The organism is Nitrospirillum guanabarense, from assembly GCF_034653355.1.
Taxonomy (GTDB): domain Bacteria; phylum Pseudomonadota; class Alphaproteobacteria; order Azospirillales; family Azospirillaceae; genus Nitrospirillum.
Genome location: NZ_JAYEER010000004.1, coordinates 259,105 through 281,299, shown reverse-complemented (window position 1 = coordinate 281,299; position 22,195 = coordinate 259,105). Strand labels below are relative to the sequence as shown.

Annotated in this window: 14 protein-coding genes; 8 read left to right on the top strand and 6 right to left on the bottom strand. The window is 69.7% G+C overall.

Annotated elements, in window-relative coordinates; all coding sequences use genetic code 11:
• Positions 1–208 precede the first annotated feature (208 nt).
• Entirely contained in the window at positions 209–853 is a 645-nt protein-coding gene (locus tag UAA55_RS19285) for a DUF1345 domain-containing protein (RefSeq protein ID WP_322954759.1), read from the top strand.
• Positions 854–913: 60 nt separating this feature from the next.
• Here the strand turns inward: UAA55_RS19285 and UAA55_RS19280 are convergent, their stop codons facing one another.
• Positions 914–4,039: an efflux RND transporter permease subunit gene (locus UAA55_RS19280; RefSeq protein WP_246134616.1), complete on the bottom strand. Its 3,126-nt coding sequence runs from the start codon at positions 4,037–4,039 to the stop codon at positions 914–916.
• A 22-nt stretch (positions 4,040–4,061) separates the two neighbouring features.
• Entirely contained in the window at positions 4,062–5,303 is a 1,242-nt protein-coding gene (locus tag UAA55_RS19275; RefSeq protein WP_322954758.1) for an efflux RND transporter periplasmic adaptor subunit, read from the bottom strand.
• A gap of 628 nt (positions 5,304–5,931) precedes the next feature.
• On the opposite strand from UAA55_RS19275, the gene UAA55_RS19270 reads away from it, so the two are divergent.
• Positions 5,932–9,843, top strand: a complete 3,912-nt coding sequence (locus tag UAA55_RS19270; RefSeq protein ID WP_322954757.1) for a Pls/PosA family non-ribosomal peptide synthetase — start codon at positions 5,932–5,934, stop codon at positions 9,841–9,843.
• A 103-nt stretch (positions 9,844–9,946) separates the two neighbouring features.
• Here the strand turns inward: UAA55_RS19270 and UAA55_RS19265 are convergent, their stop codons facing one another.
• Positions 9,947–10,561 carry a carbonic anhydrase gene (locus tag UAA55_RS19265; protein WP_322954756.1) on the bottom strand — a complete coding sequence of 205 codons (615 nt, stop codon included), beginning with the start codon at positions 10,559–10,561 and terminating at the stop codon, positions 9,947–9,949.
• Between the two features lie 252 nt (positions 10,562–10,813).
• On the opposite strand from UAA55_RS19265, the gene UAA55_RS19260 reads away from it, so the two are divergent.
• The 6 genes from UAA55_RS19260 to UAA55_RS19235 all read left to right on the top strand — a co-directional run bounded on the left by UAA55_RS19260 (position 10,814) and on the right by UAA55_RS19235 (position 19,721).
• Positions 10,814–11,272: a hypothetical protein gene (locus UAA55_RS19260; RefSeq protein ID WP_322954755.1), complete on the top strand. Its 459-nt coding sequence runs from the start codon at positions 10,814–10,816 to the stop codon at positions 11,270–11,272.
• Positions 11,273–11,445: 173 nt separating this feature from the next.
• Complete coding sequence (locus tag UAA55_RS19255) at positions 11,446–12,741, top strand: DUF445 domain-containing protein (protein WP_322954754.1); 1,296 nt, start codon at positions 11,446–11,448, stop codon at positions 12,739–12,741.
• 241 nt (positions 12,742–12,982) lie between these two features.
• Complete coding sequence (locus tag UAA55_RS19250; RefSeq protein ID WP_322954753.1) at positions 12,983–14,224, top strand: tetratricopeptide repeat protein; 1,242 nt, start codon at positions 12,983–12,985, stop codon at positions 14,222–14,224.
• 385 nt (positions 14,225–14,609) lie between these two features.
• The gene (locus UAA55_RS19245) at positions 14,610–16,637 is read left to right on the top strand and encodes an OPT family oligopeptide transporter (protein WP_322954752.1); all 2,028 of its coding nucleotides are present in this window, start codon (positions 14,610–14,612) and stop codon (positions 16,635–16,637) included.
• A gap of 174 nt (positions 16,638–16,811) precedes the next feature.
• Positions 16,812–18,410: a DUF1800 domain-containing protein gene (locus UAA55_RS19240; RefSeq protein ID WP_322954751.1), complete on the top strand. Its 1,599-nt coding sequence runs from the start codon at positions 16,812–16,814 to the stop codon at positions 18,408–18,410.
• Positions 18,411–18,428: 18 nt separating this feature from the next.
• On the top strand, positions 18,429–19,721 hold the full coding sequence (locus tag UAA55_RS19235; protein ID WP_322954750.1) for a DUF1501 domain-containing protein: 1,293 nt from the start codon (positions 18,429–18,431) through the stop codon (positions 19,719–19,721).
• A gap of 4 nt (positions 19,722–19,725) precedes the next feature.
• Here the strand turns inward: UAA55_RS19235 and UAA55_RS19230 are convergent, their stop codons facing one another.
• From UAA55_RS19230 to UAA55_RS19220, 3 genes are read right to left on the bottom strand one after another with little or no spacing between them, the layout of a single operon-like run.
• Positions 19,726–20,406: a DUF1826 domain-containing protein gene (locus UAA55_RS19230; protein ID WP_322954749.1), complete on the bottom strand. Its 681-nt coding sequence runs from the start codon at positions 20,404–20,406 to the stop codon at positions 19,726–19,728.
• Entirely contained in the window at positions 20,403–20,678 is a 276-nt protein-coding gene (locus tag UAA55_RS19225) for a hypothetical protein (protein ID WP_322954748.1), read from the bottom strand. Before UAA55_RS19225 ends, UAA55_RS19230 begins: the two co-directional genes overlap by 4 nt.
• A gap of 55 nt (positions 20,679–20,733) precedes the next feature.
• Positions 20,734–22,176, bottom strand: a complete 1,443-nt coding sequence (locus UAA55_RS19220; RefSeq protein WP_322954747.1) for an MFS transporter — start codon at positions 22,174–22,176, stop codon at positions 20,734–20,736.
• Between the last annotated feature and the right edge of the window lie 19 nt (positions 22,177–22,195).

Here is a 22,195-nt window from a genome sequence, read left to right as displayed (position 1 = left end):
CACTCGACCTTGCCCCGGTAGGCCAAAGGCCATAGCGGGTGGTGAAACGGGGCAAAACGGCGATAGGGTACCGCCACACCGCCTTTCACCACCGGCTTATTCCCTCGGTCGAAACGCCGGGACGGCCTTTCCTCTTGTCCTCTTGCCCCGCGTGGGCCAGCGGCTTAACGCTGGACTTCCCTTCCCCAGATCGCCGGGGCCGTCGTCCATGGCCGCTTTCAATCCGCTGCAGCCCTTCCGCCACCACCCCAGCCTGTACATCGGCCTGGCGTTCAGCGTCGCCGTCGGCTTGGCCGCGTCACGCGCGGTTCCGCCCGTCAGCGCCGTGCTGATCGGCTGGTGCGCCGGCATCATCCTCTATATCGCCCTGGTGCTGATCCATTTCGGCCGCGCCAACCTGGACAGCATCCGCGCCCGTGCGCGGGAGCTGGAGTCGGGCAAGTGGGTGATCCTGCTGGTCACCAGCACGGCGGCGCTGGCGTCCCTGGCCGCCATCGTCATGGAGGTGGCGGACGCCAAGGGCACGGCCCATGCGGCCGGCAGCGCCGCGCTGGGCGCCACCACCGTCTTCTGCTCGTGGAGCTTCGTCCACGTCATCTTCGCCCAGCACTACGCCCATTCCTATTGGCTGGAGGGCAAGGGCATCGATTTCCCGGGCTGCAAACAGCCTGATTATTGGGAATTCCTCTACTTCGCCTTCACCATCGGCATGACGGCCCAGGTGTCGGACGTGACGACGCAAGGGCCCGCCATCCGCCGCGCCGTGCTGGCCCACAGCCTGCTGTCCTTCATCTTCAACACCGCCATCCTGGCCCTGGGCATCAACCTGGGGGCGGGCCTGCTGGGCAACTGACCGAAAACAAGCGGGCGGGCCCCGAAGGACCCGCCCGCATACCGCTTGAACGTCTGGCGCTTACTCGGCGCTCTTCACCACCGGATGTAGGGGGACGGCCTGGGCGGGCCCTTCCTTCGGGGTGATGAAGCGGCCGAACTTGGGCGTCAGCCACTTGTTGATGTCGTCCACGATGGTGAACACCGCCGGCACGAACACCAGGGACAACAGGGTCGAGGTGATCAGGCCACCGATCACGGCCGTCGCCATCGGCTGCTGGAAGGAGCTGTCGTTGCCCACGCCGATGGCGATGGGAACCATGCCCGCCACCATGGCGATGGTGGTCATGATGATGGGGCGGGCGCGCTTGGCACCGGCGTCCAGCAGGGCCTCGCGCCGGCTCATGCCCCGGTCGCGCATCGAGACGATGGCGTATTCCACCAGCAGGATGGAGTTCTTCGTCACGATGCCCATCAGCATCAGGATGCCGATGAGGGCCGGCAGGGAGAGCGACATGTGGCCGATCAGCAGGGCCGCGAAGGCGCCGCCGAAGCTGAGCGGCAGGGCGGTCATGATGGTCAGCGGCTGGAAGAAGTTGCGGAACAGCAGGACCAGAACCGCCAGGATCAGAAGGAAGGCGGTGGCCAGCGCGATGGCGAAGCCGATCATCATGTTCTGCATCTCCTGCGTCTGCCCGTAGGCGGGCTTGGAGATGCCGGGCGGCATGTGGGCCATGGAGGGAAGCTCATTGATCTTCTTCATGGCCTCGCCCACCTCGATGCCGCGCAGGTCGGCCTCGACCGCGATCTTGCGGGCCCGGTCGAAGCGTTCGATCTCCACGGCGCCGGCGCCCATGCCGATGCTGGCGACGGCGCGCAGCGGCAGCAGGTCACCGGCGGAGGTGCGGACGCGCAGGTTCTCCACCACGTCCATGTCGGCGCGGTACTTGGGATCGATCTGCACCCGGATGGGCACCTGGCGGTCACCCAGGTTGAACTTGGCCACGCTAGTGTCCAGGTCGCCTAGGGTGGCGATCTTGGCCACCTGGCCGATGGCGGCCACGGACACCCCCTGCTCCGCCGCGCGGTCGAAGAAGGGACGGATTTGGATTTCAGGACGCAGCAGGGCCGCGGTGGAGGTGACGTTGGCCAGGAAGGGCTGCTGCCGCATCTCGTCCAGCACCTGGTTGGAGAAGCGTTCCAACGCCGGGCCGTCGTTGCTGGTCAGCAGGACGCTGATGTCCTTGGCGCCCCAGCCGATGGACGAGTTGAAGCCGATGTGGGCACCCGGCACGCGGTTCAGTTCCGGCGTCACGGCTGCCTCGAAGTCCTGCTTGCTCATGCGCTCGGACTTGGGCTTCAGGATGGCGGTGACGGCACCGTTGCGCAGCTGGTTGTTGCGGCCGGCACGGGTCCAGACGTGCAGCACCTCGGGCCGCTTGGCCAGGATGTTGCCCACCATCTGGGTGGTGGCGTCGGTCTCGGCCAGGGTGGCGCCCGGGGGCAGGATGACCTGCACCGTGGACAGGCCGTTGTCGCTGGGCGGCACGAAGCCGGAGGGCAGCATCGCGGCCATGAACAGCGACACCGCGAAGATGCCGATGCCGGCCAGCACGGTCAGCCAGCGGTGGTTCATGCTCCACCCCAGCAGCCGGCTGTACTGCCGCATCCACCGGCCGCCCTCGTTATGGTGGTCGGGCTGCGCCGGCTTCAGCATATAGGCGGCCATCAAGGGCGTGATCAGACGGGCCACCAGCAGCGAGAACAGCACGGCCACGGCCACGGTCACGCCGAAGGACTTGAAGTACTGGCCGACGATGCCGGACATGAAGGACACCGGCAGGAACACGACGACGATGGTCATGGTGGTGGCGACCACCGCCAGGCCGATCTCGTCCGCCGCCTCCAGAGCCGCCTGGAAGGGGCGTTTGCCCATGCGGATGTGACGGACGATGTTCTCGATCTCCACGATCGCATCGTCGACCAGGATGCCGACCACCAGCGACAGGGCCAGCAGGGTGATGCCGTTGAGCGAGAACCCGAACCACTTCATGGCCAGGAAGGTCGGGATGGTCGACAGCGGCATGGCCACGGCCGAGATGAAGGTGGCGCGGCCGTCACGCAGGAACCACCACACCACCAGGACCGCCAGGAAGGAGCCCAGGACCAGGGCCTCGACCGAACCGGCGAAGCTCTGCTTGGTGTACTTGACGTTGTCGAAGATCAGGTTGAAGTGGACGTCGGGATACTGCTTGCTGAGCCGGTCGATTTCCTCGTCCACGCCCTTGGCGATGGTCACTTCCGAGGAGTGGGGGGCGCGGCGGATGCTGAAGCCCACCGTGGGATGGCCGTCATAGCGGGAGATGTAGCGCATCTCCGACGTGCCGTCGGTCACGGTGCCCAGGTCGCTCAGGCGGACCTTGGCGGCGGAGCCGGCGAAGGTGCCGAAGTAGACCGGGATGGTGATCTCGGTATTGGCCAGATCCTCCACCGTCCGGGCGGAGCCCAGGGTGCGGATGGACTGTTCCTTGGTGCCGACGGCGCCGCGACCACCCGGCAGGTCGACGTTCAGCGCCCGCAGCTGGGAATTGACCTCGTCCGCCGTGATGCCCCGCGCCATCAGGCGGTTGGGATCCAGGTTGATGCGGATTTCGCGGTCCAGACCGCCGAAGCGATCCGTCGCGCCCACACCGGAGACATGGGTGATGGCGCGGCTGATGTCATTGTCGATCAGCCATGACAGCTCTTCCACCGACCGGGTGTCGGAGGAGACGGCGTAGGTCAGGATTTCGTCGCCCGTGACGTCCTGGCGTTCCACCTGCGGCTCATAGATGTCCGACGGCAGGTTGGCGCGGATGCGGGCCACGGCGTTGCGCACGTCGTTCACGGCGCGATCGGTGTCATAGCCGATCTTGAATTCCAGCACCGTGTTGGACAGGCCGTCGGTGATGTCGGACGACACATGGTCCAGGCCCACGATGTTGGACACCGCGTCCTCGACCAGCTTGGTCACCTGGACTTCCATCTCCGACGGCGCGGCACCTGGACGGCTGACCGTCACGGTGACCACGGGGAAATCGAGATCCGGGCTGCCGGTCACGTCCAGACTGAAATAGGCGACGATGCCGGCGATGATCAGGACGATGAACAGGACGATGGGCGGGATGGGATGGCGGATGGCGACCGCGGAGATATTGCCGCTGCTCATGATGGGGCCCCCTTTTCCCGGTTTACTGCTGCACCGGCAGCGGCTTGACTGTGCCTTCCACAGCCTTGTCGACCACGGTGACCACGTCGCCGTCCTTGAGGTAGCCGGCGCCGGACAGCACCACCTTCTCGCCCGCCTTCACGCCGGACACGATGGCGATGTTGCCGTCCTGCCGGGCGCCGGTGGTGACGCTGCGGGCGGCGACCTTGTTTTCCTGGTCCACCACGAACACGACCGGCCGCACCTCGCGGTAGACGATGGCGGCTTCCGGCACCACCAGGCCGTCGGCCTGGCCCACGGCCACGCGGCCGGTGACGAACATGCCGGGGCGGAGGTCGGGATTGCGCTCCAGATCGATGCGCAGGCGGCCCAGGCGGGTCTTGTTGTCCACCGTCGGCTCAACCACGCGGATGGTGCCGGTGTAGTGGTGGGCCATGTTGTCGCCGTCGATGGTGACGTTCACCGTCTGGCCGGCCTTGGCCACCATCATGTCGTTCTCGGGCACCTCCGCCACCAACTCCACGCGGTTCTCGCGGATCATGCGGAACAGCTCGGTCCCGCCGGCGGACAACACGGCGCCGATGCGGGCGGAGCGGGCGGTGATGGTGCCGTCGGCGGGCGCCCGCACCTCGGACTGCTTCAGCCGGGCGATCGACAGGTCGCGGTTGGCTTCGGCCACGCCGACGCGGGCGCGCATGCTGACGGCCAGGGCCCGGCGGTTGTCCAGGTCACGCGCGCTCATGGCGCCGGTGCGCACCAGGTCCTGGGCGCGGGCGTAGTTAGCGTCGGCCTCGACCACGTTGCCCTTGGCCTCGGTCAGCAGGGCCTCCTTCTCGGCCAGGTCGGCGCGCAGGACGCTGTCGTTGAAGCGGGCCAGCAGCTGGCCCTTCTTCACGGTGTCGCCGATGTCGACCAGGACCTCGGCCAGGGCCAGGCCCGACGTTTCCGTGCCGATGGGCAGGTCATCGAAGGCAGCCAGCGAACCGGTGACCAGCAGGGTGCGGGTGACGGGGGCCACGACGACCGGCGCCACCGTCACCGGCAGGGCGGACACCTTGGCGGGCGCGGCGGCAGGGGCCGGCTTGGCGCCTGAGCGCATGAGGACGGCGGCGGCGATGGCGCCCAGGACGACGACACCCCCGGCCAGCAACCACCAGCGATAGCGCTTGAGCCCCGACCGGCCCCGCACGCGGCCAGGGGCCCCCGGTGCGTAAGCGCCCAGGTCGGTCCGGTCGGCCGGAAGTTCAGCGGAATGGATGCTCATCGTCTTTAGCCTTCTGTCCGGCCGGCACCCAAACCGCTGCCGCGTTGGATGTCGGGATTGGCGGTGGCACGGACGATGGAAGCAAGGGCTCGTGCGGGCACAGTCCAGCGCTTTTGGGGGAACCCAAAAGGGGCGTGCCTGCCAGCGAACCCACGGCCCCCGCGACCGTGGTGGCGGACAACGCCTGATTTACAGCGGAAGATCTGACCAAAAGCCTAATCTCCGCAGGTCCGCCTGTTTCGAGGCTGAACCTACAGAGGGTTGTGTTACGGGAAAAGCCGCTCTTTGTATCGTTTTGTAACGGAGCATTAGCGCCGACACGGGCGGTCCCTGGACCCTACCTCCAGGGAAGTAGGGCTTTCCCCCTCGCCCCCCTTTATTTTGTATGCGACCCTGGGTCGATGGGCCAACCGCTTGACATGGGGGGTCGATCGGCCATCTACAACGGGTGTGTATCGGATAGGTTCGGACCGGTGCCGCGGCCCCATGCGCCCCCCCATGAATTCGGGGTGCCCATCCCTCCGTAGGGGATGAAATCGGTAATGGGAATGTGGACCTTTACCGGCGTATACCGGGGTTCCCCCGGCGGGCGGCTCTTCGTCCACCGGGGCTCAAGGGTGGGACGTTGATGCTCAGCGGTTCGTTGATCGCCGAACGGATGGACGCGGAAGGCCCGCATCATGGCCTGGCCGGCGCGCCAACCCTGGCAGCATTGTTCCTGGCGCGCGTGGCCGCCACGCCGGCCTTGCCGGCAGTGGAGACGGGCGACGGCTTCATGCTGACTTGGGGCGACATGGGCGAGCGCGCCCGTCGCGTGGCCGCCACCCTGGCCGCCCGGGGCGTGGGCCCTGGCGCGCGGATCATGTTGCGCGGCCGGGGCACCGCCGAATTATACGCCTGCCTGTTCGGCATCCTGTTGCGCCGCGCCGCCTATATTCCCATCGACGCCAGCTGGCCCGCCGCCCGCGTGGCCAGCATCGCGGAACAATCCGACAGCCTGTTGATGGTCGACGCCGCTGGCGACTTCGCCGTGCCCGGCGTCGCCTCGGTGGCGCCGGAGGATCTGATCGGCACCGCCCTGCTGGACGACCCCATCGTCTCGGCCCATGGCTTGCCGGACGCGGTGTTGCCGGCCACGCCGGCCGACACCTGCTATCTCATCTTCACCTCCGGCACGACCGGCCTGCCCAAGGGGGTCGTGCTGTCGCACGGCGCCGTCATGACCTATGTGCGCGGCGCCTCGCAGGTCTATCAGCTGGCCGAGACGGACCGGGTGTGGCAGGGATTCTCGCTGGCCTTCGACGCCTCGGTGGAGGAGGTGTGGCTGGCCGTGGCCGCGGGCGCCTGCCTGCTGCCGGCCTCCGGCTTGGTGATGCGCGACCCGCAGCTGCTGGCCGGGGAGCTGCGCTGCCGCCGCGCCACCTTCTTCTCCACCGTTCCCACCCTGCTGGGCCTGATCGACGAGGACCTGCCCGACGTCCGCCTGCTGGTGGTGGGGGGTGAGACCTGTTCCGCCGCCCTGGTCGACCGTTGGGCGCCGGGCCGGCGCATGCTGAACACCTACGGGCCCACCGAGGCCTCGGTGGTGGCGACGGCCGACGAGGCCCGGGCCGGCCAGCCGGTGACCATCGGGCGGGGACTGCCGGGCTACCGCGTGCTGGTGCTGGGCCCCGACGGCCTGCCGGTGCCGGTGGGCGAGACGGGGGAGATTCATATCGGCGGCCCGGCCCTGGCCGACGGTTACCTGAACCGGCCGGAGGAAACGGCCAAGCGCTTCAAGGTGGACGCCGCCGGCCAGCGCCTGTACGCCACCGGCGACCTGGGCCGCCCCCTGATCGACGGCCGCGTCGATTTCCTGGGCCGGGTGGACAACCAGGTGAAGCTGCGCGGATTCCGCATCGAGCTGGGCGAGATCGAGGCCATCGCCGCCGGCTGCCCTGGCGTGCAGTTGGCCGCCGCCGCCGTGCGCCCCGTGGCCGGCGTCGACAGCATCGTGATCTGGTACGTCGGCACGGCCGACCGCAACACCATCGCCGCCCACGTCGCCGCGTCGGTCCCCGCCTACATGCGCCCCAGCTTCCTGGTGAAGGTGCCGGCCATGACCCGCACCGTGGGCGGCAAGATCGACCGGCGCGAATTGCCGGAACCCACGCCCCGCGACGTGCCGGAGGACATCGGCGACCCGCCACAGGGTGAAGCGGAGGAAGAGGTGGCCAACGCCTTCGCCCAGGCGCTGGGCCGGCCCATCCGCGCCCGCGACGCCGACTTCTTCATGGACCTGGGTGGCCATTCGCTGGCTGCGGCCTCCGCCATATCCCGCCTGCGTCAGCGCCACCCCGGCGCCACGGTGCGCGCGCTGTACCTGAACCCCACGGTGCGCGGCCTGGCCCAGGTGCTGGCGGCGCCGCCGACACCCAAGGTCACCAGCGAGACACGGCGCGCCAGCACCCGCCGCCACCTGGCCTTCGGCCTGGCCCAGGCGTTGACCCTGCCCCTGGTGACGGCGCTGGGCGGCCTGCCCATGCTGGTCATGCTAGGTGTGCTGGTCCACCACGGCATGACCGGGCGGCTGAGCCCCCTGTCCTTCGTCATCATGGCCGGGCTGTCCATCGCCGCCCTGCCGGTATCTTTCGCTCTGTCCATCGCCGCCAAATGGCTGTTGCTGGGCCGCGTGCGCCCGGGACGCCATCGCCTGTGGGGCCTGTGGCACTGGCGTTGGTGGACGGTCAGCCATATCGAGGCCGCCCTGCCCATGTCCTGGATCGCCGGCACGCCGCTGATGCGGCTATACGCCCGCGCCATGGGCGGGCGTATCGGCCATGGCAGCTTCCTGGGATGCCACGGTGGCATGCTGTGGGACCTGATCACCATCGGCGACCACGCCACGGTGGGGGAGGACACGCTGCTGCTGACCCATCATGTGCGCGCCGGCCATATCGAGGTGGGCACCGTGGCCATCGGCCCGAACGCCACCGTGGGCGCCGCATCCATCGTCGGCCTGGGCAGCGCGCTGGAGGCCGGCGCCGGCCTGGACGCGCGCAGCTGCCTGATCGACGGCGCCGTGGTGCCGGCCGATGCGGTGTGGGCGGGGTCCCCCGCCGGGCCGTCGTCGCGGCCGGACTGGATGGTGGGCCGGGCGGACGGGCCGTTGCGGCCACGCGCCGGCCGCTACCTGCTGGGGCTGGCCGCCCTCAGCCTGGTGCGCTTCCTGACCCTGCTGCCCCTGGCTGTCGCCTTTGCCCTGGTGCTGGGCACCGAGCTGCCCATCGCCCGCATGGGCCCGCTGCTGGTGCTGGCCGGCGTGGTGGGTGGGGCGGTGTGCATGCCCTGGACCGCCCTGGTGCTGCTGGGCGCCCGCCGCCTGGTGCCCCCGGTGGTGGGCCGCGCCAGCGTGCGGCTGGACAGCATGGTGGAGTGCCACCGCTGGTTCGCCGACCGCGTGCACCGCATGGCGGTGGAGCAGCTGTACACCGTCTACGGCAGCCTCTTCTCCGCCACTTGGCTGCGCCTGCTGGGCGCCAAGATCGGCCACGCCTGCGAGGTGTCGACCGTCGCCCACGTGGTGCCGGAGCAGCTGGAGGTGGGTGACCGCGCCTTCCTGGCCGACGCCTCGCTGGTGGGAAGCCCGGCCATCCACGGCGGCTTGGTGCGCTTCGCGCCCACCCGGGTGGGCCATGACACCTTCGTCGGCAACTCCGCCTTCCTGCCGGCCGGCGCCGATCTGCCGGACAATTGCCTGGTGGGCGTGCTGTCCACCGCCCCCTCGGACGCCGCCCGCCAGACGGACTGGCTGGGCCTGCCGCCGGTGCGACTGCCCCGGCGGCAGAAGGTGGAAGGCATTTCCGAGGCCTACACCGTCGCCCCCACGTCGCGCCTGATCGCCACCCGCGCCGCCATCGAGGCGCTGCGCGTCCTGCTGCAGGGCGCCATCACCGGCATCGCCACCGTGGGGGCCCTGTGGCTGGCGGCCCACGCCCTGGCCGTCTCCAGCCTGTGGCTGGCCCTGCTGTGGCTGGGCCTGGGCCCGCTGGTCATCTGCGTCAGCGCCGCCCTGCTGCTGGCCTGCGTGAAGTGGGGGGTGATCGGCCGCTTCCGCCCCGGCATCCACCCGCTGTGGAGCACGGCCGTCTGGCGCATCGAGTTCGTGACCTCGCTGTACGACGCCCTCGCGGGCTGGGTCCTGGGCCCCTTCCTGGGCACGCCTTTCCTGCCGCTGTACATGCGCCTGCTGGGCGCGACGGTGGGCCGCCGCGTCTATCTGGAAACGGCCTATCTGTGCGAGTTGGACATGATCCACATCGGCGACGATGCCGCCATGGGCCCGGGCGTCACCCTGCAGACCCACCTGTTCGAGGACCGGGTCATGAAGCTGGGCCCCGTCACCATCGAGGCCGGCGCCCACGTCGGGGCCGGGTCTGTGGTGCTATACGATTCCGTGTTGGGCCGGGGTTCCGAGCTGGGCCCCCTGTCCCTGGCCATGAAGGGCGAGCACCTGCCGGCCGGCAGCCGGTTTATCGGCTGCCCGGCACAGCCTGTTTAGTACGCCTTGATCATCAGGCGGCTTGGCCTCCGGCGACTGGCTCCAGGAATAAAAAAGAGCGCCCTGGCGAGGGGCGCCCTTTGTCGTTTCGGCTGCGTACCGGCTAGAGGGGAATACCCTCGATGCCCTCCTGCACGGACCTGAACTCCCCCGTGGCCTGGTTCAGCAGCAGCAGGTCGGCGTCGGCCACGTCGAACAGGCATCCGTGCAGGCGCAGGCCGCCGGCCTCAACCGCCGCCTTGATCCAGGGGAAGGTCAGCAGGTTGGCGATGGTCAGGCGGATGACCTCACGCTCGGCCTCGGCCGTGTCCCGGGCCTTGCCGCGCACGCTCTTGGCGATGGACATCCAGTGGCCGATGAAGTCGCCGTCGGCCTCCCCCTCCGCCATCAGGGCCTTAACACCGCCACAGCGGGTGTGACCCATGACGATGATGTCGCCCACGCGCAGCTGGCGCACGGCGAATTCCAGCGCGGCGCTGGTGCCGTGGAAGTCGCTGTTGGGCTGGTAGGGTGGGATCAAGTTGGCGACGTTGCGGATGATGAACAGGTCGCCAGGCCCGGCCGAGAAGATCATCTGCGGGTCGACGCGGCTGTCGCAGCAGGCGACCACGGCCGCGCGCGGATTTTGCCCAACCTCCGCCAGCCATTGGAAACGGCGCGCGTATTCGGGAAGGGCGTTGGCGCGGAAATTCAGAAATCCCTCGATGAGCTTCCGCATAAAAAGTCTCTCCCGAAGTCATTGCTGGATCATCAGTGCCGCCCGGATCAGGGGCTGTCGGCCATTGGTCTACTGGCTGCTGCCGGCAAAATCCAGCCCCGTCGGCGGGAAGCGGCTCCGCGCGCGCCCAGCAGCCCCTTTCACCGCCCTGGGTAACGCGGCCGGCGGAACCTATATAAAAAGGTGGCCCCGCTACGGGAAAGCCCGCAAGCTGGCCGGCCAGGAAAAGTTGCAGACGCCGAACGCCGCCGCATGAACCACCGCCAAATCCTGGACGCGGCCTTGCGCAGCCAGCCCGCCCCCCGCAGTCGCTACCTGAACCTGGTGGCCGATCGGGTGGAGCGTGACGGCCGCTTCGCCGATCGCACCCACCTGCTGTACCCTGTGCTGGCACGCGCCGCCGGCACGGTGGAACCCCTGCTGGAACCCGTCGAATTCGTCGATCTGCTGGCGGAGTTCCTGGCCCAGCATGGGGCGGCCATCGGCGCCGCCCTTTACGACCGCGCCTACCTCAAGCATCCGGATCGGGCGCTGGCAGCACCCGCCAGCCTGCTGTCGGGCTGGATCTCCGCCCGCATCCTGGATGGCCTGCAGTCCGGACGCTATCGCGCACCCGCCGACCGCACCTATCGCTTCCATTCCGACAGCGGCGACATGGACAGCGCCCTGCGCGGCTTCCCTTTCCACGAGGAGGAAGACGCCGCCGATTGACGGTCCGGCCACCGCAACCTGTGGTTTCCGGGGAACCGGCCGCCGGCCGCCGCGGTTTCCCAGCCGCTGGTCTCGACGTGGCGGGTGGTTCCGTCCCGCCACGGCCATATGGTCCGGGACAGCGCCGCCGGGCGCCGTCATCATGAGGCCCGCCACACCCCCCCGGGATGCCCATGCCTGACCACCCCCTGCCCCTGCCCTTCGACCCCGCCACCGCCGGCGACCGCGCCGCCGCCCTGCGCCGCTGGCGGCGCGTCGCCGGCCTCTACCTCGCCACCGTCGCCTGCCTGTGGCTGGCGGCACGTCTGGTGCCGCGCCTGTTGCCCGATTATATCGGCTGGCCCTGGCCGGGGTTCTGGAGTCTGCTGCGCGCGGTGGGGGAAGCGGGCCTGGTGGGCGGGCTGGCCGACTGGTTCGCCGTGACCGCCCTGTTCCGCCATCCGCTGGGCGTCCCGGTGCCCCACACCGCCCTGGTGCCGCAGAACCGCGACCGCATCGCCGACGGCATCGCGACCTACATCGACAGCGAGTTCCTGGCCCCCGACCGGCTGCGGGGCCAGGTGCAGCGGCTGAACGCCGCCGACCAGCTCGCCGGCGCCCTGGCCGACCCCGCCAACCGGGCCCAGCTGGCGGACCTGGCGCTGGCCGCCCTGCCCCGCCTGCTGTCCCGGGGACGCGAGGCGGCGCTGCGCGAGGCCCTGGCCCGGGCGGCGATGGAAGGTTTGCGCGCCATGGACATCCGGCCGATGGTCGCCCGCCTGCTGCGCGAGGCCGTCAACAGCCCCCTGTTCGAAGCCCTGATCCAGGAAGTGTCGGATTACGGCGTGGTGCTGATCCACGGCAGCCGGCCGCACATCCGCGACGCGGTCGCCACCCGGTCGAAATGGTGGATGCCCCGGTCGTTGGACCGCAGTCTGGCCGACCAGGTGACGGACGCCCTGGCCGGCCACCTGTTCGATCTGCGCAGCCCCCACAGCGAGGCCGGCCACGCCCTGCGGCTATGGCTGGCGGAAATCCCCGACCGCATCCTGGACGGCGACCCCCTGGGGGACCGGCTGGCGTCGGTGCTGCGCAACGCGGTGGACATCAGGACACTGCGCCTGCTGCTGCACCATCTGATCGGCCGCTTGAAGACGGCGGCGCTGGAGGACGCGGCCAAGCCGGATGGCGTGTTGCGCGACGCGCTGGACGCCATGTTGTTGTCGCTGGCGCAGGAGTTGGAGCAACCAGCCACCCGTGGCCGGCTGGACGCTGCGGTGGAAGGGGCCTTCCTGGCCGCCATCCCCGGCTGGCGCGTGTCCATCCGCAGCTTCATCACCGACACCCTGAAGGCGCAGGACGCCGCCGATTTCGCCCGCCGGCTGGAAGAGGGCGTGGGCAAGGATCTGCAGTTCATCCGCATCAACGGCACGGTGCTGGGCGCCCTGATCGGCGCCGCCCTGTACCTGCTGGACCTTACTTTCGGCTAAGCCGGCCTCTTTCGATGCGCCCGCCCTGCTTTTGACAGAAGACGGGTGTAGGGGTTGACGAGCACCCGTTCCATCCCGCAGGGTCGCCCCGCCAGGGATTAACCCTATCCTTCCGTGGCAGCGACGTCCCCATCGGGGAAGATCGCGGCGATGGGGGAGGCGGTTGCCCCGAATTCGACCTTGGCCCCTTCGACGCGACGCCGAACCGGGCCATCACCTGATTGCCATCGACGAGGACCGAATGCGCGCCAAATTCTATCCCCTCATGCTGGGTGCCCTGGTGGCCGCCGGTATCGGGACCGCCCAGGCCAAGGACAAGGAAAAGGCCGACGCCACGCCGCCGGAGAAGCAGATCAGCAAGGAGCTGACCCCGCCGCTGCAGGCCGCCCAGAAGGCGCTGGACGAGAAGAACTACCAGGCCATCATCGACGCCACCGCGCAGGCCGAGGCCACCAAGGCCGACCGTACGCCGTACGAGAACTTCTTCATCGCCGAGATGCGCGTGCAGGCCTATCTGGGCCTGAACGACACGCCGCACCTGATCGACGCGCTGGAGGCCGAGCTGGCCACCAACCAACTGCCGGAGGCGGACGCCGCCAAGCGCGAGCGGACTCTGTCGCAACTGTATTACCAGAACAAGGATTACGCCAAGTTCCTGGCCAAGTCGGACGCCGTTATCCAGAAGGGCGGCGCCACGCCGGAAATGTACACCCTGCGCTGCCAGGCCTCCTGGTCGCTGAAGGACTGGGCCGCGACCGACACGAACTGCAAGCAGGCCATCGACGCCGATGAGAAGGCCGGCAAGCCGGCGCAGGAGCAGGTCTACCAGATGCTGGTGGACAGCGCCGCGCAGCGCAAGGACTATGGCAGCTACGTCGACTACATCGCCATCCTGCTGCAGCACTACCAGAAGCCGGACTACTGGGCCGACTACCTGGCCTTCCTGCCGCGCAAGCCCGGCTTCTCCGACCGGCTGGCGCTGGACCTCTACCGCCTGAGCGCGCGCGTCGGCGCCATCAAGGGCAGCAACGAGTACCTGGAGTACGCCGACCTGGCCACCCGCGCCACCTTGCCGGGTGAAGCCAAGGCCGTCCTGGAAAAGGGGCAGAGCCAGCTGGCCGGCAACCCGACCGCCAAGCAGATGCTGGCCGAGGCGACGAAGGCCGCCGCCGAAGACCAGAAGGGCATCGACAAGCAGGTCGCCGAAGTCTCCAAGGCCCCCACGGGCCTGCCGCTGGAGAAGCTGGGCGAGGCCTACGCCAGCTACGGCAACTACACCAAGGCCATCGAGCTGATCCAGAAGGGCATCGACAAGGGCGGCCTGAAGGCCCCCAACGACGCCAAGCTGCACCTGGCCGTCGCCTACCTGAACGCCGGCCAGAAGGACCAGGCCCAGAAGGCCTTCCAGGAACTGACCAGCGCGCCGGAAGGTGTCGGCGAACTGGCCAAGGCCTGGCTGCTGTACCTGAACCAGCCGGCTTGATGCCATCTCCCAGGCGCCCCTGACCACGATCCTCGTGCCGACAAGGCCAGCGACCGCTGGCCCCACAGCGGGCACCGAAGGGCGGAGCGAGGATGGCCAAGCCGCCGGATGGCGGCGCCCGGCGCCTGAGGGAACCGCGTCAACGACGCAATAAAGTAAGGAACGGGGTCGGCCCAGCGCCGGCCCCGTTGCTTTTTGGCGGGAAAGCCCCGGATTCTGGCCTGGTCCGTCCGGCTGGCCTCGACGGGGCCGGGGGCGCCCGCTAAACTCCCGGCCCATCCAGCCCGGCGCCCGCTTGAAGGGGCTCACGAAAGCGGCCGGCGCCTACACGACGACGTCGATACGACGCAGATGGGGATTCCTCACATATGACGGATTTCATCCGATGACCCGGTTCGCGCGCAGCTCGATTAGGGAACTGACCCTGCGCGGCATCATCCTGGGTGCCCTGATCACCGTGGTGTTCACCGCCGCCAACGTCTACCTGGGCCTGAAGGTGGGCCTGACCTTCGCCTCCTCCATCCCGGCGGCGGTCATCTCCATGGCGGTGCTGCGCCTGGCCAAGGACAGCACCATCCAGGAAAACAACTTCGTGCAGACGCTGGCCTCATCCGCCGGCACCCTGTCGTCCGTCATCTTCGTGCTGCCCGGCCTGGTCATCGTCGGCTACTGGACCGGGTTCCCCTTCTGGCAGTCCGCCGGCATCTGCGCCGTGGGCGGCATCCTGGGCGTCATGTACACGGTGCCCCTGCGGCGGGCCATGGTGGTGCAGGGCAACCTGCCTTACCCAGAGGGCGTGGCCGCCGCCGAGGTGCTGAAGGTCGGTTCTCCCGACACCGCCGGCGAGGCCGGTGCGGACGAGGCCGCCAAGGGCGCCGGCCTGCGCGACGTGATCGCCGGCACCCTGGTTTCCATCGGGTTCTTCCTGATGACGGCGATGCGCTTCTTCACGGAGCAGTTCCAGGGCTTCCTGCGCATCGGCAACGCCGTCACCGGCCTGGGCACCGGCCTGTCCATGGCCTTGCTGGGCGCCGGCTACCTGGTGGGCGCCACCGTGGGCTTCGCCATGTTCGTCGGTGTCGCCATCGCCTGGTTCGGCGCCGTGCCCATCCTGACCTGGCTGCACCCGCCCGCCGATGGCATGGACCTGATCAAGTACGCCAACAGCGTCGTCTGGCGCCAGCAGGTCCGCCTGATCGGCGCCGGCGCCATCGCCGCCGCCGCCATCTGGACCCTGATCGTCCTGGCCAAGCCCATGACGGACGGCATCCGCGCCTCGCTGAACGCCATGAAGACCGTGCGTGCCGGCAACGTCCATTCCGTGCCCCGGGTGGAGCAGGACATCCCCTTCCACTACGTCATGGCCATCGCCGCCGTGCTGCTGGTGCCGCTGGCGGGCCTGTTCATCTCCTTCATCCTGGGCACGCCGCTGTCCACCCACCTGGTGGTGCTGGTCCTGGCCGGCGTCGTCTTCGCCGCCGTCATGGGCTTCATCGTCGCCGCCGCCTCGGGCTACATGGCGGGCCTGATCGGCAGTTCCAACAGCCCCATCTCCAGCATCGGCATCCTGGCGGCCATCGCCTCGTCCCTGCTGCTGGTCACCCTGCTGGGCAAGGACGGGGTGGCCGATCCGGTCATCCGCGGCGCCGCCGTGGCGCTGGCGCTGTTCACCACCTCGGTCGTGCTGACCATCGCCACCATCGCCAACGACAACCTGCAGGACCTGAAGACCGGCCAGCTGGTGGGCGCCACGCCCTGGCGCCAGCAGGTGGCCCTGGTGCTGGGCTGCATCGTCGGCGCCGCCGTCATCCCGCCGGTGCTGAATTTACTGCAGCACGCCTACGGCTTTGCCGGCGCGCCGCTGGACCCGGGCATGGACCCGACCAAGACCCTGGGCGCCCCGCAGGCGACGCTGATGGCCACCCTGGCCACCGGCATCCTCAGCGGCAAGCTGGACTGGTCCATGCTGGGCATCGGCGCCGTGGTCGGCATCTGCCTGGTGGTGGTGGATGAGGTGCTGAAGGCCACCACCCGCCGCTTCCGCCTGCCGCCGCTGGCCGTGGCCCTGGGCATCTACCTGCCCATGACGGTCACCGTGCCCGTCAGCCTGGGCGCCCTGCTGGCCTACATCGTCGACCGCGTGCTGGCCCAGCGCGCCAAGGCGGCCGGCGTGCCGTTCGAGAAATTCGCCGATGTGCCCCAGCGCCGCGCCATGCTGCTGGCCTCGGGCATGATCGTGGGTGAAAGCCTGTTCGGCGTGGCCCAGGCGGCCATCATTTCGCTGACCGGCAACCAGGAGCCCTTGGCCGTCATGGGTGACGGCTTCGCCGGCGCCGCCGAGTGGCTGGGCGGCGTGGTCTTTCTGGTGGCCTGTCTGTGGAGCGTCCGCTGGGTGCTGGCCGAGCGGAAGTAAACGAGGCCAAACATCAAGTGGGGCGAAAAGCCTCATCCCGAAAGGGTTAGAAAGGGGGTCCCATGGGGGCCCCCTTTTTCTATCCATAGACCCTACCGCTACTGGCGGACGCCGGGTTGGGACCGGAAATAGAGTAGCATGGGGGTCGGATCGATTGATCAAGGAGGGCCGGGAATGGTCGTCCCCACCCCAGTTGCGGCCGCTGGCGCCGCCCCGTCACAGGAATGGATATTCCTGAACCGCTTCGCCTACGGCCCCCGGCCCGGCGATGCCCAGGCCCTGAAGCAGCAGGGCATCCCGCATTGGCTGGATGAGCAGCTGCGCCTGGCCGCCGGCACCGGCCCGGGGCCGGAATGTCAGCAGAAGCTGGACAGCGCGGTCATGCGCATCAAGTACGACGCCGGCGAAGGATGGGCCGCGCTGGATGAGATGCGCCCGCTGCGCACCCTGGACCAGCCGGTGGACGCCCTGTGGTCGCTGAACCAGCCCGACCGCAAGCTGCCCTACCAGGAACGGGTACGCCCGCGCCTGGATCTGGCGGCGGCCACCGTGATCCGCGCCGTCTACGACCCGGCCCAACTGCGCCAAGTCATGACGCTGTTCTGGCACGACCATTTCTCCGTAAACGCGGCCGACAGCTACACCGCTCCGGCCCTGCCGGCCTATGACGCGGCCCTGCGCACCCACGCCCTGGGCAACTTCCGCGACCTGCTGGAGGCGGTGGCCACCAGCCCGGCCATGCTGATCTACCTGAACAACCGCTCCTCCCGTGGCGGGGCCGCCAACGAGAACTACGCCCGCGAGCTGTTCGAGCTGCACACCCTGGGCCGCGACGCCTACCTCAACACCCAGTACGACCGCTGGCGCGACGTGCCCGGCGCCCTGAAGGGCGCGCCCGAAGGCTACATCGACCAGGACGTCTATGAGGCGAGCCGCGCCTTCACGGGGTGGAGCATCCAGAGCGGCCAGGACCTGGGCGGCTACAAGGCGCCCAACGACGGCCGCTTCACCTACATCGAATCCTGGCACGACAATTACCAGAAGCGCGTACTGGCGGCGGAGTTCGACAGCTATCAGCCGCCGCAGAACGACGGGCACAAGGTGTTGGACCTGGTGGCCAACCACCCCGCCACCGCGCACTTCATCTGCACCAAGATGGTGCGCTCCCTGCTGGGCGGGGAACCGTCGCCGGAGCTGGTCAAGGCCGCCGCCGCGACCTGGCTGGACAACCGCCAGCGCCCTGACCAGATCGCCCGGGTGGTGCGGCTGATCGCCCTGTCGCCCCAGGCCACGGCCAATTGGGGCGCCCGGCCAAAGCGGCCCCTGGAACTGGTGGCCAGCTTCGCGCGCGCCACCGGCATCCCCGTCACCGCCAGCGAGCCGCTGGTGGGCACCATGGATAGCGCCGGGCAGAAGCTGTACGCGTGGCCCAGCCCGGATGGTCATCCCGTGGCCGACGATTACTGGCTGGGCGCACAGAACATGCGGGCGCGCTGGAATCTGGCGCTGGGCCTGGCGGAGGGATGGTGGATGCCGCCCGGATTGTCCGCCACCGCCCAGATGGGCCCGGCCGCCGCCCACAGCGGCCAGGCGGTGGCCTTCTGGTCCGACCGCCTGCTGGGCAGCCCCACGGCCATCGACGCCGCCGCGCTGCTGGGCGGACTGTCACTGGCCGCCGACGCTCCACCCATGGTGGACAATAAAACCGGCGAATTCGCCAACCGCCGCCTGGCCGCCTACGTGGCCATGAGCCCCGCGTTCCAGCTGCGCTGAGCGGGAGGAGGAACGATCATGGCGTTCAATCGACGCGAGATATTGAAGACCCTGGCCGCCGCGGGCGCCCTCACCACCGTGCCCGGCCTGGGCCAGTTGGCCTTCGCCGCACCCGGCGGCGCGCCCAACGGCAAAATCCTGATCGTGCTGTTCTTTCGCGGTGGCATGGACGTGCTGAACTTCATCGGCCCGGCCAACGACGCCGTCTACATCGACGCGCGGCCGGCCGACCTGCGGCTGCTGGACAGCGGCGACAAGGCAGGCATCGCGCTGGACAGCGATCTGGCCCGGGGTGTGGATTTCCGCCTGCACCCCGAGGCGGCCGCCCTGCATGAGATCTACCGCCAGGGCGACCTGGCCATCGTCCACGCCACCGGCCTGTCCAACGCCACCCGCAGCCATTTCGAGGCGCAGGAACTGATGGAGCGCGGCCTGGCGGAGGAGCCCAAGGGCAACGGCGTCCTGGGCACGGAGGGTGGCTGGGTCGCCCGCCTGCTGCGCCAGATGGGAAGCAATGGCGAGCTGGTGGCGGTCAGCACCGCCGGGGGCGTGCCCAAGCTGCTGCAAGGCTATCCCGAAGCCCTGTCCATTCCCGACCTGCGCGGTGGATTCGGACTGCCGGGCGGGCCCAGCACCCAAGCCGTGCTGGAGCGGCTGTACCCCGCCGCCGGCCAGCCGGCGTCCTTCAACCCCAATGTCGCGCGCGGGGGCCGCGTGGCGCTGGACGCCGCCCTGCGCTTGAACGCCGCCCTGCCCAAGGGCCCGGACGGCAAGGTCCTGGCCTACCAGCCGGAGCATGGCGGCGCCTTCGAGGGCGATATCGGCCGGTCGCTGGAGACGGTGGCCCGCCTGATCCGCATGGACGCGGGGTTGAAGGTCGCCTGCGTCGACATGGGCGGCTGGGACACGCATGAGGGCCAGGCCGGCCGGTTCAAGAGCCTGGTCCACCAGTTGTCGGGCTCGCTGGCCACCTTCTGGAACGACCTGTCGGCCTATCACGACCGCATCACCCTGGTGACGGTCAGCGAGTTCGGCCGCCGCCTGCGCGCCAACCGCAGCGGCGGCACCGACCACGGCCATGGCTCGCTCATGATGGTGCTGGGCGGGGGCGTGGCGGGCGGCCGCCTGCTGGGCCGCTGGCCGGGCCTGCAGCCGCAGGACTTGGATGAGCGCGTGGACCTGGCCGTCACCACGGACTATCGCGACGTGCTGACCAGCGTGCTGAAGCATCGCATGGGCGTCGGCCAGGTGGACGCCGTCTTCCCCGGCTTCCGCCCAGGCGGCGGCGATCCCGAGTTGTTCAAGGTCTAAGGCGTCAGCGCGCCAGGACGTGCGCCGCCCGCTCGGCGATGGCCACGGCCTCGCCCCCGCCAAGTCCCCACGGTTCCGGTGACGCGGCGGACGGCTGGTTCAGGCACAGGACCAGGCGCGCCTGGCCCGTGCCGGCGATGGGGGGCGAACGGTGCACGACCCCCTCGCCGCATGCTTCGCCACAGCCCTTGAACAGCGCCACGGCATGGCGCGGCATCTCATACAAAGGGCCCTGGTACCGCCGTTGCCGCGCCAAGGCGCAGGCGGCATCGATGGGCGCCACCACCTGGGTGCCCGGTCCCCGATAGGTCGCGATCAGCCGCAGCCGCACGTGGTCACGGTGGAATTTCCAGCAGGCGTCACCCTCCACCACCTCCAGCCGCAGATCCACCCAGTCCCCACCCGCCACATCCAGGAAACGGCGGCTGAGATCCACGATGTCGGCGGCCAAGGCCACGGGCGCGCCGGCCCCGTCCAGCAGCGGCACCAGGACAGTGTCAACATCGCCAAGGCGCACCAGGAAACGGCCGCGGGGCAGGCGGTCCGCCGGCAGCGCGTCCAGCCAGGGGTCCAGCGCCACGCCAGGGAACCGGTCCCGCCGCCAGAGGGCGAGCCCCACGGTGGGATCCGACACACGCCCCAGCACGGCGGGATTGACGTCCTCGAGAATGCCGGCGCCAGTCATTGCCGCGTGTGCCCGGCCACCAGGTTGTCCCCCACCACATCACCGCCAACATGGGCCGCCAGGGTTGCCAGCACGTCGGCCACCCCTTCCGCCCCATAAACGGCGATCAGACGCGGCAGCAGTTCCACCAGGCCGGCGGCCAGCGCGCTGTGCGCCGGGATGCCCGCCGCCTCGCACCGCGCCAGCGCCCCTTGGAAGGTCAGCAGGGCTTCGGCGAAGCGGGGCGGCACCACGCCGGGTGGCAGGCCAAGGGCGGCGGTGAGGGTGGACATGAGGGCTATGGGCTCCATGGGATAAGGAAAGCCCGAGAAATGTAACGTTATAACATTACATTTCAAGCGGAGAATGCCGGCGCCTCATCCCCGTCGCGCTGGCGGCCACCAGCAGCAAGGCCAGAACGACCAGGCCGCCTGCCACCAGGAAGGTGACGCGCATGCCGGTGGCGACCGCCTCGGCGGGGGCGGCGGTGAGGTCCGGCACACCGGCGGCCCACGCGAACACCGCCCCCAGGGCGGAGGCGCCGGTGATCAGCCCCATGTTGCGCGACAGGTTCAGAATGCCGGAGACGAGGCCCCGCCGGTCGGCCGCGACACCCGACATCACGGCGGTGTTGTTGGCCGCCTGGAACAGGGCGTAGCCGGCGGTCAGCACCGCGATGGGCCCGATGTAGCCCGCGACGCCCATGACGGGCCCCTTCAGAATCAGGCCCGCCGACGCCATCAGCGCGACACCCGCCACCATGGCGCCCAGGCCGATGACGCTGACGTGCACCGCCCCGAGGCGGTCAACCAGGCGCCCGGCCGGCACCCCGGCCAGGGCGGACATCAGCGGCCCGGTGGACATCGCCAGCCCCACGCCGGCCGGGCTCAAGCCCAGGGCGCGGGCCAGGTAGAACGGCCCCACCACGAAGGTGGTCGCCATGACCGTCGCCACGGCGCCGCTGCCCATCAGGCCGGGCCCCACCACCGGATGGCGCAGCAGGCCCAGGCGCACCAGGGGCGACGCCACCCGGGCCTCCACCGCCAAGAACAGCCCAGCCCCCACCCCGGCACCCGCCAGCAGCGCCAGGTTCAACGGGCCCCATTGCCCCCGCCCCAGGGTCATGGCCAGGGCGTACAGCGCCAGCGTCCCACCCAGCAGCACCGTGCCCACGCCGTCGAAGCCGGGCCGTTCGCCGTGCGCGCGCGCCTCGTCCGCCAGCCCCTTGTCCACCGGCGCCCTGTCCACCGGCAGCGCCCGCCAGGCCAGCAGCAGGGCCAGACCGCCCAGCGGCAGGTTGACCAGGAAGATGGCCCGCCAGCCCCAGGCGGCGATCAGCGCGCCGCCCAGGGACGGGCCCAGCGCGGTGCCCACGGCCGACATGGTGCCCATCAAGCCCATGGCGCGGCCGATGCGATCCTTGGGTACCGTTCCGCCGACGAAGGCCAGGGCCAGCGCCGTCATGGCCGATGCGCCCAGCCCCTGCGCCGCCCGGGCGGCGACCAGGACACCCAGGCCGGGCGCCAGCCCACAGAACGCCGAGGCGCCGGTGAACAGGGCCAGGCCGGCCAGCAACAGGCGGCGGCGACCCGTCAGGTCCCCTAGCCGCCCGACGCTGACGATCAGGGTGGTCATGGCCAGCAGATAGGCCAGTACCACCCATTGCACCTGCTGGAAAGGCGCGCCCAGGGCCCGCGCCAGGGTGGGCAGCGCCACGTTGGCCACGCTGGTGCCCAGGGAAGACAACAGCACGCACAGCGACAGCGTGGCCAGAACCCACCGGGTCCCCATCGGCGCCACCGTCACTGGT